We start from the raw sequence: 15,135 nt of genomic DNA, 5'->3' as shown, positions 1-15,135 counted from the left end.
TGACATGAGGAGCACGGCATGGTTGGCAGGAGCATTTTGATCGTTGATGACGAGGCACCGATCCGCGAAATGATCGCGGTAGCCTTGGAAATGGCAGGCTACGACTGCCTTGAAGCCGATAATGCCCAGGACGCTCATGCCATCATCGTTGACCGCAAACCGGACCTGATCCTGCTCGACTGGATGCTGCCCGGCGGTACTTCCGGCATTGAACTGGCCCGCCGTCTCAAGCGCGAAGAGCTGACCGGTGACATCCCGATCATCATGCTTACGGCCAAAGGCGAAGAGGACAACAAAATCCAGGGCCTGGAAGTCGGCGCTGACGATTACATCACCAAGCCATTTTCACCCCGTGAACTGGTGGCCCGCCTCAAAGCCGTACTGCGCCGTGCCGGACCTGCCGACAGTGAGTCACCGATTGAAATTGGCGGCTTGCTGCTCGACCCCATCAGCCACCGCGTAACCATCGACGGCACCCCGGCAGAAATGGGCCCTACCGAATACCGCCTGTTGCAGTTCTTCATGACCCATCAGGAACGTGCCTACACCCGCGGCCAATTGCTCGATCAGGTGTGGGGCGGCAACGTGTATGTGGAAGAGCGCACCGTGGACGTTCACATTCGCCGGCTGCGCAAAGCCCTCGGCGAGGCTTACGAAAATCTGGTACAAACCGTGCGCGGCACCGGCTACCGGTTTTCGACCAAAGCTTAAAAGCAGCAGCACGTTCTCACCTGCAACCTGAAGGTCCGGAGCTGTCTGGCTCCTGGCTTGACGCTTGTAACTTGAGGCTTGCAGCTCACAACTGGACTTGTGATCTTGAATCAAAATTGGCATGGCACTCTGATTCGTCATTTGCTGCTTCTGGTCACCGGCTGCCTGCTGGTCGGGCTGATCAGTGGTTATTACGGCTGGAGCATGGCAATCGGCCTGGCGTTCTATCTGGGCTGGACCCTCAAGCAGTTGCTGCGTCTGCACGAATGGTTGCGCCAGCACAAACCCGAAGAGGCACCACCCGACGGCTATGGCTTATGGGGCGATGTGTTTGACAGCATTTACCACCTGCAACGTCGCGACCAGCGGGCACGCGGGCGTCTGCAGGCAGTTATCGATCGCGTGCAAGAGTCTACGGCGGCCCTCAAGGACGCTGTGATCATGCTCGACAGCGAAGGCAACCTGGAGTGGTGGAACCGCGCCGCAGAGACCTTGCTGGGCCTTAAAACGCCTCAGGACGGCGGCCAGCCGGTCAGCAACCTGGTGCGCCACCCGCGCTTCAAGGAATATTTCGAGCAGGGCAACTACGCCGAGCCGCTGGATATCCCCTCGCCGATCAACGATCACCTGCGCATCCAGCTCTACATCACCCGCTATGGCAACAATGAACATCTGATGCTGGTGCGCGATGTCACCCGGCTGCACCAGCTCGAACAAATGCGCAAAGACTTTATTGCCAACGTCTCCCATGAACTGCGCACCCCGTTAACGGTGATCTGCGGCTACCTGGAAACCTTGCTCGATAATGTCGATGAGGTGAACCCGCGCTGGAAGCGGCCGCTTTCGCAAATGCAGCAACAGGGCGAGCGCATGCAGACCTTGCTCAATGACCTGCTGTTGCTGGCCAAGCTGGAAGCCACGGATTACCCCTCGGACAACCAGCCGGTGGCCATCGATACCCTGCTGCGCTCGATCAAGGGCGATGCCCAGGCGTTGTCCGGGCAACGCAACCAGACCATCAGCCTGGAAATCGAGGCCGATGCGGCGCTCAAGGGCAGCGAAGCCGAGCTGCGCAGCGCGTTTTCCAATCTGATATTCAACGCCGTCAAATACACCCCCGATGGCGGCAGTGTGCGGATCCGCTGGTGGGCCGACGCTGCGGGCGCGCACCTTAGCGTGCAGGACTCGGGCGTGGGCATCGACAACAAACACCTGCCGCGCCTGACCGAACGCTTCTACCGCGTGGACTCCAGCCGCAACGCCAGCACCGGCGGCACCGGTCTGGGGCTGGCCATCGTCAAGCATGTACTGCTACGCCATCGCGCACGCCTGGAAATCAGCAGCGTGCTGGGCCATGGCAGTACTTTCACCTGCCATTTCGCCCCGGCACAGGTGTCAAAACCCGGCCTGTCTACAACGACCGACTAGCCGCCATGGCCTTTACCCACTAGGCAAGGGCCTTCTCAGCCGCTACATTGCTCGGCGTCAGCCTGCCTGTCAGGCGCGAACTTCTCCCATTTTTTGAAACAACGGAACCATTAAAACTCCATCATGGACCCTTCCCCTGGCTTGACCCTCGCCACACTCTTCGCCGACTTCGGCATGATTCTTTTTGCACTGATCCTGGTTTTGCTCAACGGCTTCTTCGTTGCGGCGGAATTTGCCATGGTCAAACTGCGCTCGACCCGGGTCGAGGCCATCGCAGACGTGAACGGCTGGCGCGGACAAATCCTGCGCACCGTCCACAACCAGCTCGACGCTTACCTTTCGGCCTGCCAGCTGGGTATCACCCTGGCGTCGCTGGGGCTGGGCTGGGTCGGCGAACCGGCGTTCGCCCACATCCTGGAGCCGGTACTGGGCGCCATGGGCGTCGAGTCGCCCGAAGTGATCAAGGGCGTGTCGTTCTTTGCCGCCTTCTTCATCATTTCCTACCTGCACATTGTGGTCGGCGAACTGGCTCCAAAATCGTGGGCCATACGAAAACCCGAAGCGCTGTCGCTGTGGACGGCCGTGCCGCTGTACCTGTTTTACTGGGCCATGTACCCGGCGATCTACCTGCTCAACGCCAGCGCCAATGCCATTTTGCGGATTGCCGGCCAAGGTGAACCCGGCGCTCATCACGATCACGCCTACAGCCGTGAAGAACTCAAACTGATCCTGCACTCCAGCCGCGGTCAGGACCCGAGCGACCAGGGCATGCGTGTACTGGCTTCGGCTGTCGAGATGGGCGAGCTGGAGGTGGTCGACTGGGCCAACTCGCGCGAAGACCTGGTGACGCTGGACTCCAAGGCCCCGCTGAAGGAGATCCTGGCGCTGTTCCGTCGCCACAAATTCAGCCGCTACCCGGTCTACGACGCCGAGAGCAATACGTTCCTGGGGCTGCTGCATATCAAGGACCTGCTGCTGGAGCTGGCCGACCTTGAGCACTTGCCCGAAACCTTCAACCTGGAAGAACTGACCCGGCCGTTGGAGCGTGTATCGCGCCACATGCCGCTGTCGCAGCTGCTGGAGCGGTTCCGCAAGGGCGGCGCGCACTTTGCCCTGGTGGAAGAAGCGGACGGCAAGGTGGTGGGCTACCTGACCATGGAAGACGTGCTGGAAGTGCTGGTTGGCGATATCCAGGACGAACACCGCAAGGCCGAGCGCGGCATTCTGTCGTACCAGCCCGGCAAACTGCTGGTGCGCGGCGACACGCCACTGTTCAAGATCGAGCGCCTGCTGGGTGTTGACCTTGACCACATCGAAGCCGAGACCATCGCCGGCCTGATCTACGACACCCTCAAGCGGGTGCCGGAAGAAGAAGAGAAGCTGGAAGTTGAAGGCCTGCGCATCATCATCAAAAAGATGAAAGGCCCAAAAATCGTCCTGGCCAAAGTCCTCAAGCTGGATTGATACCTGCAACACCTCTCCCTGTAGGAGCGAGCTTTGAGAGCTCGCTCCTACAGGATCAGGTCCCCGCCACAGAATATTCCCCCGGCGACAGCTGGCTGAAAGAATTCCCCTCTAGCATCCCGTCACCCCCGGCAATAGACCGGCCGGCCTGACCAGCCCCCCAATGGCTGTCAGCGCCCACTAAACAACAATAACAACGGTGACTTTTATGCTGACCTTCCTTGGCTTTGCCATGGTCATTACATTCATGTACCTGATCATGACCAAGCGCCTGTCTGCGCTGATTGCCCTGATCCTGGTACCCATCCTGTTCGCTGTATTTGGCGGCTTTGCACCGAAGATCGGCCCAATGATGCTCGAAGGCATCACCAAACTCGCCCCCACCGGGGTGATGCTGATGTTTGCCATCCTCTACTTTGCCCTGATGATCGACTCCGGGCTGTTTGACCCGGCCGTACGCAAGATCCTCAAGCTGGTCAAAGGCGACCCGCTGAAGATCTCTGTAGGCACCGCGGTGCTGGCCCTGGTGGTCTCACTGGATGGCGACGGCGCAACCACCTACATGATTTGCGTTGCCGCCATGCTGCCGCTCTACAAGCGTATTGGCATGAGCCCGCGGATCATGGCCGGCCTGATCATTCTGGCCGGTGGCGTGATGAACATGACCCCCTGGGGCGGCCCCACTGCCCGTGCCGCCAGCGCCTTGCATGTCGACCCTTCGGACATCTTCGTACCCATGATCCCGGCGATGCTGGCAGGCTGCGCAGCCATCCTGGCGATTGCCTGGTTCTATGGCCTGCGTGAGCGGGCACGCCTGGGCGAGTTGCACCTGCAAGGCGACGAAATTGATCACAGCGAAATCAGCGTTTCGCAGTTCCCGGACGCCCGCCGGCCAAAACTGATCTGGTTCAACGGGGCATTGACCCTGCTGTTGATGGTCGCCCTGATCGGCGGATTGCTGCCTTTGCCAGTACTGTTCATGGTCGCGTTCAGCATCGCGATGATCGTCAACTACCCATGCCTGCAACAGCAAAAGGATCGCGTCGCGGCCCATGCCGGCAGCGTACTGGCGGTGGTCGGGCTGATTTTTGCCGCGGGTATTTTCACCGGCATCCTGTCGGGCACCGGCATGGTCGATGCCATGTCCAAAAGCCTGCTGGCCGTGATCCCGCCGGCACTCGGGCCTTATCTGGCAGTGATTACTGCACTGGTGAGCATGCCGTTCACCTTCTTCATGTCCAACGATGCGTTCTACTACGGCGTCTTGCCGGTGCTGGCCGAAGCCGCCAGCCACTACGGGATTACGGCCGCCGAAATGGCCCGCGCCTCGATCGTTGGCCAGCCGGTTCACTTGCTCAGCCCGCTGGTGCCCTCCACCTACCTGCTGGTAGCACTGGCCGGTATCGAATTCGGTGACCACCAGCGCTTCACCCTCAAATGGGCGGTGCTGGTATGCCTGTGCATCATGCTGGCGGCACTGCTGCTGGGCACATTCCCGCTGTACAGCAGCCTCTGACCGTGGGCGAACTGGCTAGCCAGCGATAGATTCATCCCGGTTTATCCACAAGACCGAAGTGATGCCATCGCTGGCCAACCAGCTCCTACAGGTGCCTGGACTGTGCAAATGTTGCAGAAATGTTTCAAGACCTCGCGAGCTATGCGATGCTGGCGCTCAGCTCAATTGCCGACTACAGCTTAAGAAACGTCTGTAGGAATGGTCCGCAGCTATTTGATCCTTCGGTACATCCTTTACAGGGAGCCAGCATGCTGACCCTGCTTAATCTGCTTTCCGCCGTGACCTTGTTGATTTGGGGCACGCATATCGTGCGAACCGGCATCTTGCGGGTCTACGGCACAAACCTGCGTCATGTCATCGGGCAAAACGTGTCCAAGCGCATGCTGGCCTTTGTCGCCGGTATTGTGGTCACGGCCATGGTGCAGAGCAGTAACGCCACCGCAATGCTGGTCACTTCATTTGTCGGCCAGGGGTTGATGACGCTCACGCCTGCACTGGCAACCATGCTCGGCGCCGATGTCGGTACGGCCTTGATGGCGCGGGTGCTGACCTTCGACCTGTCATGGCTCTCGCCGCTGCTGATTTTTCTGGGTGTGATCTTCTTTCTTTCGCGCAAGCAAACCCGTGCCGGACAACTGGGCCGCGTCGGGATTGGCCTGGGCCTGATTATTCTGGCCCTGCAACTGATCGTCGAAGCCGCCGGCCCCATCACCCATGCCCAGGGCGTAAAGGTAATTTTTGCCTCGCTGACCGGCGACCTGCTGCTCGATGCCCTGGTGGGTGCGCTGTTCGCGATGGTGTCCTACTCCAGCCTGGCCGCCGTGCTGCTGACCGCAACCCTGGCCGGTGCCGGGGTTATCAGTCTGCACGTCGCCATTGGCCTGGTGATCGGCGCCAATATCGGCAGCGGCGTGCTGGCGCTCATCAGTACCAACATGCAGAACACCTCCGGGCGTCAGGTGGCGCTGGGCAGCCTGCTGTACAAGTTGATCGGACTGCTGCTGATCATGCCCGTGCTCGATCCGCTCGTGGCCTGGATGGACAGCCTCAACTACAGCGCACAGGAACTGGTCATCGGTTTTCACTTGCTCTACAACACCGTGCGCTGCTTCTTGATGTTGCCGACCGTAGGCCTGATGGCGCGGCTTTGCGCCTGGCTACTGCCTGAACGCGAGCAAGCCAGCGGCGTGATCAAGCCGCGCCATCTCGATCCCGCTGCGCTCGACACACCGAGCCTGGCACTGACCAACGCCGTGCGCGAAACCCTGCGTATTGGCGACCTGATCGACACCATGCTGGTCAACATGCTCGACGTTCTGCGCGGCAAGCAAACGGCCGTCACCCAGCAGATGCGCACCCTGAGTGATGAGGTCGAAGTGCTGTACAGCGCGGTCAAACTCTACCTGGCACAAATGCCACGCGAAGACTTGAGCGAGCAGGACAGTCGCCGCTGGGCAGAAATTATCGAGCTGGCCATCAACCTCAAACTCGCCAGCGACCTGATCGAACGCATGCTGCGTAAAGTCCAGCTGCAGAAAACCTCCCAGCGCCGCTCGTTTTCAGAGATGGGCCTGGAAGAACTGGTGGGCCTGCAAACCCAGCTGATCGAAAATCTGCGTCTGGGGCTGACCGTGTTCCTCAATGGCGACCCGCAAAGTGCACGGCAACTGCTTCGCGAAAAACGTCGCTTCCGCGCCCAGGAACGGCGCCTGGCCCACGCCCACGTCAACCGTCTGCAACGCAAAATCACTCAAAGCATCGAAACCAGTTCAGTGCATCTGGAGCTGATCGCAGATATGAAACGCCTCAACTCACTGTTTTGCGGCAGCGCCTATGCGGTGCTGGAAACAGCCGATATCGGTGCGCTGCAACTGAATGACGCGGACGACACCAACCATTCGCCTTGAACGTTGCGCGCAGGGATGTTGTCAGTCTTTAAGCAGCGACTAACCTGCATCGACTGCTTCACCACCCCAACAAGGATTCAGGGATTTTTTATGCGTTGCCTGCTGCTCATCTTTCTGCTGCTGGGCACTGCCCCAAGCTTTGCCCTCGATCGTTACAGCGTGGAGGGCTACCAGCTGCCCAACGGCCTGCAACTGATCCTCAAACCCGGTAGCGAACGCGGACATGTGGCCATCAGGCTAGTGGTGGGCGTGGGCCTGGACGACTTCAGTTGCGCCGATCAACAACTGCCGCACCTGCTGGAGCACTTGTTGTTCAGCGGCGTCGACGACACCGGTGAAGGCGGCCTGGAGCAGCGCATGCAAGCGCTGGGGGGCGAATGGAACGCCTTCACCAGCCATGCCGACACCACATTCGTGATCGAAGCCCCGGCCAAAAACCAGCGCAAGGTTCTCGATCTGCTGTTGAGCCTGCTGACCCAGACGCAACTCACCGAGCAGCGTATCAATGTGGCCAAACAAGTGGTCGAGCGCGAAGACGGCGGCCACTACTCGCACTTGCAGCGCTGGCTGGACCGTCAGGACCTGGGGCACAGCGCCAGCAATCAACTGGCGGTTGAGCTGGGCCTCAAATGCACCGAACGTGCGCAAGTAGAGAACCTGACGCGCCAGCAACTCGAAACCGTGCGCCAGAACTGGTACGCCCCCAACAACATGACCCTGATCATCGTCGGCGATCTTGACCGCCTGCTCCCGGCCTATCTGGAGCGCACCTACGGTTCACTGAAACCGGTAGAGCCTAGTGAACACAAGCCTCTGGCAGCGATTGAGGCCAGGGCAGAGCCCGAACGCGAACTGCTACGCGGCGTGGTCGGCGACACGGTGCAACTGCACTGGCTGTTGCCGGAGCCGGTCATTGAAGACCAAAGCGATGAGACCTGGGATTTGCTCAGGGACTATCTGGAGTGGGCGCTGTACAGCGAGCTGCGGCTCAAGCACGGCTGGTCTTACGGGCCGTGGGCAGAGCGCGAAGTGTTCGGCGGCGTAGGCTTTTTAAGTCTCAACGCCGATCTGGAACGCAACGATGTGCCGCAAGCACGCCAGGTTGTAGAGCAACTGAAGGCCCGGCTGCTCAAAGAAGGACTGGACCCGCAGGTCTTCGCTCGACTCAAGAATGCAGCAATTGCCCGTCAGGCATGGGCCGTCCAGGGCAACAGTGCACTGGCCGATTATTACTGGGCTTCGCTGGGTGACTACGACAACGGTCACTTTGCCGACCCGGCCAAACGGCTCCAGGCCATCAGCCTCAAACAGGCCAATGCAGCCATGCGTGAGCTGTTTGCCGAACCGGGGTATGTGCGTATCGAAAAAGCACTGTTCAGCTACAACAGCTTGAGCCTAGTGATCCTTGGCGCACTGGCATTGCTGATCATCATCGGGGTGGGCTGGCGCGCCTGGCGTCATCGTCGGCGTTAAGCCGCAATTGTCCGTATCCGAAACGCTTTGATACCGTAAAATCATTGCCCATTCGCGGCTGCTCAATTCAGCCGCCAGCGTGCGGAGTATTCATCGTGAGTGATCGTTCCAATCCTTGGCAATTGCAAACCATCGTCTGCCAGCTACGAACGGCACGAAACCAGTGGCGCACACAAAACGGGCGCGTCAGTGGTGAACAGGGAGGCCGCGAGCTACCGTCGCGTGCCGCGATGGCCGATATTCTTGAAGCCCTGTGCGGTGCTTTGTTTCCGATGCGTCTGGGACCGGTGGACCTGCGCGAAGAAAGTGAAGACTTCTACGTCGGCCACACGCTGGATGTGGCACTCAACGCGTTGTTGACTCAGGCCCGGCTGGAACTGCGTTACGCAGCGCGCCAGGGCGGCCTGCCCGATGAGCGTGTGGATGCAAGCGCAACACTGCTGATTCAGGACTTTGCCCTGGCCCTGCCCGGGCTGCGCAGCATTCTGGACACTGACGTTCTGGCCGCTTACCACGGCGATCCGGCAGCGCGCAGTGTGGATGAAGTGCTGCTGTGCTACCCGGGGATTCTGGCGGTGATTCATCACCGGCTGGCCCATCACCTGTACCGCGCAGGCTTGCCCTTGCTGGCACGGATCAGCGCAGAAATTGCCCACTCTTCCACCGGCATCGACATTCACCCGGGCGCGCAGATTGGCCGCAGCTTCTTTATCGATCACGGAACAGGCGTTGTGATCGGAGAAACCGCGATCATCGGCGAACGTGTGAGGATTTATCAGGCGGTGACCCTGGGTGCCAAGCGTTTCCCGGCAGACGAATCAGGCCAGCTGCAAAAAGGCCATCCACGTCATCCAATCGTTGAAGATGACGTAGTGATCTATGCGGGCGCGACGATTTTGGGGCGTATCACCATTGGCCAGGGCTCAACCATTGGCGGCAATGTGTGGCTGACCCGCAGCGTACCGGCAGGCAGCAACCTGACCCAGGCCAACCTGCTGCACGATGACGGCACACAGAAGTAAAACCTGAGGGCCCCACCTCGGACATCACCAACACCGAGCACTCTGCATCGCTGGCAAGCCAGCTCCCACAGGGTCTGCAAGCAACACCGCGCACTCTGTAGGAGCGAGCTTGCTCGCGAGCAATCGAGCGTTGACCGGCTGCTCCTGCAAGGGCGGGTTAATGACGTGCCTTGCGCACACCTTCGGCCAGTGCCGCGCACAGACTCAACACGCCATCGACCGCTTGTTCCGGGGTTGCGGCGTTTTCGATTTTGTCGATCAGGGCCGAGCCCACCACCACGCCATCGGCCAGGCGGGCAATCGCTGCCGCTTGCTCCGGGGTGCGGATACCGAAGCCCACGCTGATCGGCAAATCGGTATGCCGACGCAGACGCTCAATCGCCTCGCGCACCTGTTCGGTGGTTGCCGAACCGGCACCGGTCACGCCCGCCACGGACACGTAGTACACAAAGCCCGAGCTGCCGGTCAGCACTTTAGGCAGGCGCACATCGTCGGTGGTCGGGGTGGTCAGACGGATAAAGTCCAGGCCTGCAGCCTGTGCCGGGTCGCACAGTTCAGAGTTGTGCTCGGGTGGCATGTCGACCACGATCAGGCCGTCGACGCCCGCCGCTTTGGCTTCGGCGATAAACCGCGGTACGCCATAGTGGTGAATCGGGTTGAAGTAACCCATCAGCACCAGCGGGGTGTCGCTGTTGCCTTCACGGAATTCGCGAACCATTTGCAGGGTATTCGCCAGATTTTGCCTGGCCGCCAGCGCACGGATATTGGCCAGTTGAATCGCCGGACCATCCGCCATCGGGTCAGTGAACGGCATACCCAGCTCGATCACATCAGCGCCCGCAGCAGGCAAGCCTTTGAGGATCGCCAGCGAGGTGTCGTAATCCGGATCGCCGGCAGTGACGAAGGTCACCAGGGCAGCGCGGTTTTGTTCCTTGAGTTCAGCAAAACGCGTTTGCAGGCGGCTCATCAGTGTTTCTCCTGCTGGGACTGTTCCATGTGGTGCATCACGGTTTGCATATCTTTGTCGCCCCGGCCGGACAGGTTGACCACCATTAGGTGATCGGCGGGCAGGGTTGGCGCACGCTTGAACACTTCGGCCAGCGCGTGGGCGCTTTCCAGTGCCGGAATAATGCCTTCAAGACGGCAGCACTTGTGGAACGCATCGAGGGCTTCTTCGTCAGTCACCGAGGTGTATTCGACGCGGCCGATATCATGCAACCACGCGTGCTCAGGGCCGATACCCGGGTAGTCCAGGCCGGCGGAAATCGAGTGTGCGTCGATGATCTGGCCATCGTCATCCTGCAGCAGGAAGGTACGGTTGCCGTGCAATACGCCCGGCTCGCCGCCGTTGAGGCTGGCTGCGTGCTTGCCGGTTTCGATGCCGTAACCCGCCGCTTCAACGCCGATGATTTCGACGCTGGTGTCATCCAGAAACGGATGGAACAGGCCCATCGCGTTGGAACCACCGCCAATGCACGCCACCAGGCTGTCGGGCAGACGACCTTCCTGATCCAGCATCTGGTCACGGGTTTCCTTGCCGATCACGGCCTGGAAGTCGCGCACCATGGCCGGATACGGATGCGGCCCCGCCACGGTACCGATCAGATAGAAGGTGTCATCGACGTTCGTCACCCAGTCGCGCAACGCTTCGTTCATCGCGTCCTTGAGGGTGCCGGTGCCTGCCACGACCGGGATCACTTCAGCACCCAGCAACTTCATGCGGAACACGTTGGCCTGCTGGCGCTCGATGTCAGTGGTGCCCATGTAGATAACGCACTGCAGGCCAAAGCGGGCTGCCACGGTGGCAGTGGCCACCCCGTGCATGCCGGCGCCGGTCTCGGCGATGATGCGTTTTTTGCCCATGCGCCGCGCCAGCAGGATCTGGCCAATGCAGTTGTTGATCTTGTGCGCACCGGTGTGGTTCAGCTCTTCGCGCTTGAGGTAGATTTTGGCGCCGCCACAGAACTCGGTCAGACGCTCGGCGTAGTACAGCGGGCTTGGACGACCGACGTAATCGCGCTGGAAATAGGCCAGCTCTTTAATGAATTCAGGATCGGTCTTGGCCAGCTCATACTCGCGGTCCAGATCAAGGATCAGCGGCATCAGGGTTTCGGCTACGTAGCGGCCGCCGAATGAGCCGAAAAGGCCATTGGCATCAGGGCCGGTACGCAAAGTGGATTGGGTCATGGGACGCTCCAGATAAAAAGGTACGAAGGTCGATGGACCTGACTTTAACCGCGACAGCCCAGGATGAAAACCGATAAGATCGCCACAACCTGTCAGGAAAACTCACAGATACCATGAGCCGAGACCTCCCGCCCCTGAACGCCTTGCGCGCATTCGAAGCCACAGCCCGGCTGAGCAGCGTTAGCCTGGCCGCCGAACAACTGAACGTCACCCACGGTGCCGTCAGTCGGCAATTGAAAGTGCTCGAAGAACACCTGGGCATCAGCCTGTTCGTCAAGGAAGGCCGTGGTTTGAAGCTCACGGATGCCGGGATGCGCCTGCGTGAAGCCAGCAGCGAAGCCTTCGACCGACTGCGTAATGTGTGCACTGAACTCACGCAAAGCCATATCGACGCGCCGTTTGTACTTGGCTGCTCAGGCAGTTTGCTGGCGCGCTGGTTCATCCCTCGGCTGGGCCGCCTCAATGCCGACCTGCCGGATCTGCGCCTGCACTTGTCGGCCGGCGAAGGCGATCTTGACCCGCGCCGCCCGGGGCTGGATGCCCTGCTGCTGTTTGCCGAGCCACCCTGGCCCGCCGACATGCAGGTGTATGAACTGGCCAGCGAGCGGATCGGACCGGTGATCAGCCCGCGTTACGCCCGTTATGAGCAACTGCGTCAGGCACCCGTCAGCGCCCTGCTGGACGAAGCGTTGTTGCACACCACTTCAAGACCACAGGCATGGCCGAGCTGGGCGCAGCAAAACGCAATCCAGGCAAACGATTTGAAATACGGGCAAGGGTTTGAGCACTTGTACTATTTGCTCGAAGCCGCCGTAGCAGGCCTTGGGGTGGCGATTGCCCCCGAGCCGTTAGTGGCAGAAGACTTGCGGGCCGGACGCCTGGCTGCACCTTGGGGTTTCAAACAAACCCCGGCGCAGCTGGCGTTGTGGTTGCCCAAGCGCGCCGCAGACGGACGCGCCCGGCAACTGGCGCAATGGCTCAAGGCTGAGCTTGCGCGCAGCGCGGATAATTAGTTACCGCGCTTGCACATCAGGAAGGCGGCCAACAGGCCCAGGGCGCCGATAGCAACGCCTGCGGTGGCATAAGGATGCTCTTGTGCATATTCGCGGGTGGCCACTGCGGTTTCGCGGGTTTTGTCTTTAACTTCTTCGTAAGCATCGCTGATCAGATGACGCGAGTGTTTCAGCGCGTTCTCGGCGTTGCCTTTGAGGGCACTCAAGGTTTTTTTGGATTCGTCAGAGGCGTCGTGCTTGAGGCTTTCCAGAGACTTGAGCAGGCTCTCGATCTCAGCTTCCATGCTTTGCAATGAGGCTTTACGTAGGGAATTGCTAGCCATTAGGGCTCTCCTGCATTGATGAGTGAGGTACGTGTTAACTCCGACTCCGGGGTGCACCAAAAGTGCAGTCGGTCTGAACTTTTCCTTTCCAGTGGCCTACAAAGTATTCAGCACAATCGCTGCTAGGCTTTGATCTACGACAAAGGAGAACGTTATGTCTGACCATCACACCTACAAGAAAATTGAACTGGTGGGCTCGTCCCCGAGCAGCATAGAAGACGCCATCAGTAATGCACTGGCAGAGGCCAACAAAAGCATCAAGCACATAGAATGGTTCGAGGTGATCGAGACCCGCGGGCACGTCAAGGACGGCAAGGTGGGGCACTATCAGGTCACCCTCAAGGTCGGCTTCCGGATTGCCAGCAGCTGAGTTGCATCAGCCTTTAGAGTCAGCTGACTGGCCGTTTGCCATAAAGTCCGCTACACCGTCTGGGTGCAACGCAGTAGATGCGCTGCACCCTTTTAGTTTCGACCGGGGAATGTGACCGATGAAAAAGATTTTATTGGCTATAGGTTTGCTGAGCATTGCAGGAACAGCGTTCGCAGCTGGCAAACCTTGTGAAGAGCTGAAAAGCGAAATCGCCGCGAAGATTGAGGCCAATGGCGCTCAGCATTACTCGCTCAAAGTAGTGGAAAAAGGCGCGTCGGCGGACGGAAAAGTAGTGGGTTCCTGCGAAGCGGGCACCAAAGATATCGTCTACAAGCGCGGTTAACCCTGCGCGTACAAAAAAGCCGACCCTGGGCCCAATGCTGTTCACATAAGTAAACACTGCCTTTGTAGGAGCGAGCTTGCCTCGCGACCATCGCGAGACACGCTCGCTCCTACAGTTGAAAAGCAGTCGTTCAAGTGAACAGCCTGGACCCTCAGGTCGGCTTTTTTGTGGGGCTAAAAGCTTGCGAGCAAGCTTGCTCCTGCGGGTCAGTCTTGTTTCATCACCTGCGCCAGCAGTTCATAGGAGCGAATGCGGTCCGCATGCTCATACAGATCACAGGTGAAGATCAGTTCATCCGCCCCGGTTTGCTCCACCAGCACTTCAAGCTTGGCGCGAATTTTCTGCGGGCTGCCAACCATTGCCAGGCCCAGGAAGCTCATCACCGCTTCTTTTTCGTGGGGCAGCCACAGGCCATCCATCGAGTCCACCGGTGCACGCTGCACCAGACTTTGCCCGCGCATCAACGCCAGAATCCGCTGCAGCACTGAAGTGGACAGGTACTCCGCCTGCTCGTCGGTATCGGCCGCCACCAGTGGCACGCCCAGCATCACATAGGGTTTATCGAGGGTCGCTGACGGCTTGAAGTGATTGCGGTAGACACGAATCGCTTCGTGCATCATCCGCGGTGCGAAATGTGAAGCGAAGGCGTAAGGCAAGCCGCGCTCACCCGCCAATTGCGCGCTGAACAGGCTGGAACCGAGCAGCCACACCGGGACATTAGTCCCAGTGCCCGGCATGGCGATCACCCGCTGATCCGGCGTGCGCGGGCCCAGATAGCGCATCAGCTCGGCCACATCTTCAGGGAAATCATCCGCGCTGCCGGAGCGTTCGCGACGCAATGCGCGGGCGGTCATCTGGTCGGAGCCCGGCGCACGGCCCAGGCCCAGATCGATCCGGCCCGGATACAGGCTTTCAAGGGTGCCGAACTGTTCAGCGATGACCAGGGGCGCATGGTTGGGCAACATCACACCGCCAGAACCCACGCGAATGGTCGAGGTGCCACCGGCCAGGTAGCCAATCAACACAGAGGTCGCCGAGCTGGCGATACCGTCCATATTGTGGTGCTCGGCCACCCAGAAACGGTTGTAGCCAAACTTTTCTACGTGCCGTGCCAGATCCAGTGAGTTGTGCAACGACTGGGCCGCGCTGCCATTTTCACGCACAGGCACCAGGTCGAGGGTCGAGAATTTAACATCGGACAATCGTGTCATGAGCCGGCTTCTCCTAAATGGACGCAGGCCATGACGCTCGCCAAAAACCTGCCAGTGTTCTTAGCAATATGGGCATATACCCGAGTTTCAATGGCAAGCCATGAATTGAGCGACTAAAAAAGACGATTGGTCAGTCAGGATGAACTTTGTGAACCCCGCCGCCCTCA

At 59.7% G+C, this 15,135-nt stretch carries 14 protein-coding genes; 10 read left to right on the top strand and 4 right to left on the bottom strand.

The genetic code is table 11. The features are described from left to right. The first annotated feature begins 18 nt into the window (after nucleotides 1-18). From phoB to epsC, 7 genes are all read left to right on the top strand, one after another. Complete coding sequence (gene phoB / locus AOC04_RS21175; RefSeq protein WP_060696505.1) at nucleotides 19-711, top strand: phosphate regulon transcriptional regulator PhoB; 693 nt, start codon at nucleotides 19-21, stop codon at nucleotides 709-711. 99 nt (nucleotides 712-810) lie between these two features. After that, on the top strand, nucleotides 811-2,139 hold the full coding sequence (gene phoR / locus AOC04_RS21170) for a phosphate regulon sensor histidine kinase PhoR (RefSeq protein WP_171970629.1): 1,329 nt from the start codon (nucleotides 811-813) through the stop codon (nucleotides 2,137-2,139). Nucleotides 2,140-2,262: 123 nt separating this feature from the next. Then, nucleotides 2,263-3,603: a hemolysin family protein gene (locus tag AOC04_RS21165; RefSeq protein WP_060696503.1), complete on the top strand. Its 1,341-nt coding sequence runs from the start codon at nucleotides 2,263-2,265 to the stop codon at nucleotides 3,601-3,603. 208 nt (nucleotides 3,604-3,811) lie between these two features. Then, nucleotides 3,812-5,119 (top strand): CitMHS family transporter, encoded by a 1,308-nt coding sequence (locus AOC04_RS21160; protein WP_060696502.1) that lies wholly within the window; start codon nucleotides 3,812-3,814, stop codon nucleotides 5,117-5,119. Nucleotides 5,120-5,367: 248 nt separating this feature from the next. Then, complete coding sequence (locus tag AOC04_RS21155; RefSeq protein ID WP_060696501.1) at nucleotides 5,368-7,026, top strand: Na/Pi cotransporter family protein; 1,659 nt, start codon at nucleotides 5,368-5,370, stop codon at nucleotides 7,024-7,026. Between the two features lie 90 nt (nucleotides 7,027-7,116). Beyond that, on the top strand, nucleotides 7,117-8,499 hold the full coding sequence (locus AOC04_RS21150; protein ID WP_060696500.1) for a M16 family metallopeptidase: 1,383 nt from the start codon (nucleotides 7,117-7,119) through the stop codon (nucleotides 8,497-8,499). Nucleotides 8,500-8,594: 95 nt separating this feature from the next. Continuing rightward, on the top strand, nucleotides 8,595-9,521 hold the full coding sequence (gene epsC, locus AOC04_RS21145) for a serine O-acetyltransferase EpsC (protein ID WP_060696499.1): 927 nt from the start codon (nucleotides 8,595-8,597) through the stop codon (nucleotides 9,519-9,521). Between the two features lie 157 nt (nucleotides 9,522-9,678). Here the strand turns inward: epsC and trpA are convergent, their stop codons facing one another. Beyond that, the gene (gene trpA, locus AOC04_RS21140) at nucleotides 9,679-10,488 is read right to left on the bottom strand and encodes a tryptophan synthase subunit alpha (protein WP_060696498.1); all 810 of its coding nucleotides are present in this window, start codon (nucleotides 10,486-10,488) and stop codon (nucleotides 9,679-9,681) included. Next, nucleotides 10,488-11,708 carry a tryptophan synthase subunit beta gene (gene trpB / locus AOC04_RS21135; protein ID WP_060696497.1) on the bottom strand — a complete coding sequence of 407 codons (1,221 nt, stop codon included), beginning with the start codon at nucleotides 11,706-11,708 and terminating at the stop codon, nucleotides 10,488-10,490. Before trpB ends, trpA begins: the two co-directional genes overlap by 1 nt. A gap of 113 nt (nucleotides 11,709-11,821) precedes the next feature. On the opposite strand from trpB, the gene AOC04_RS21130 reads away from it, so the two are divergent. Continuing rightward, nucleotides 11,822-12,721: a LysR family transcriptional regulator gene (locus AOC04_RS21130; RefSeq protein ID WP_060696496.1), complete on the top strand. Its 900-nt coding sequence runs from the start codon at nucleotides 11,822-11,824 to the stop codon at nucleotides 12,719-12,721. On the opposite strand, the gene AOC04_RS21125 is transcribed toward AOC04_RS21130, so the two are convergent. Continuing rightward, nucleotides 12,718-13,044, bottom strand: coding sequence for an ElaB/YgaM/YqjD family protein (locus tag AOC04_RS21125; RefSeq protein ID WP_003437585.1), 327 nt, complete (start codon nucleotides 13,042-13,044; stop codon nucleotides 12,718-12,720). The two genes, AOC04_RS21130 and AOC04_RS21125, sit on opposite strands and share 4 nt — an antisense overlap. Before the next feature lie 154 nt (nucleotides 13,045-13,198). Here AOC04_RS21125 and AOC04_RS21120 point away from each other — a divergent pair, with 154 nt between their 5' ends. Both AOC04_RS21120 and AOC04_RS21115 read left to right on the top strand, forming a co-directional pair. Then, on the top strand, nucleotides 13,199-13,414 hold the full coding sequence (locus tag AOC04_RS21120) for a dodecin (protein ID WP_060696495.1): 216 nt from the start codon (nucleotides 13,199-13,201) through the stop codon (nucleotides 13,412-13,414). Between the two features lie 118 nt (nucleotides 13,415-13,532). After that, nucleotides 13,533-13,757 (top strand): DUF1161 domain-containing protein, encoded by a 225-nt coding sequence (locus tag AOC04_RS21115; RefSeq protein WP_060696494.1) that lies wholly within the window; start codon nucleotides 13,533-13,535, stop codon nucleotides 13,755-13,757. 206 nt (nucleotides 13,758-13,963) lie between these two features. Here AOC04_RS21115 and AOC04_RS21110 read toward each other — a convergent pair whose 3' ends face one another. Then, nucleotides 13,964-14,968: an LLM class flavin-dependent oxidoreductase gene (locus AOC04_RS21110; RefSeq protein ID WP_060696493.1), complete on the bottom strand. Its 1,005-nt coding sequence runs from the start codon at nucleotides 14,966-14,968 to the stop codon at nucleotides 13,964-13,966. Nucleotides 14,969-15,135 lie beyond the last annotated feature (167 nt).

The organism is Pseudomonas versuta, assembly GCF_001294575.1.
GTDB classification, from domain to species: domain Bacteria; phylum Pseudomonadota; class Gammaproteobacteria; order Pseudomonadales; family Pseudomonadaceae; genus Aquipseudomonas; species Aquipseudomonas versuta.
Note: the sequence above shows the minus strand (reverse complement) of the source record. Positions and strands in the feature narration are given on the sequence as shown.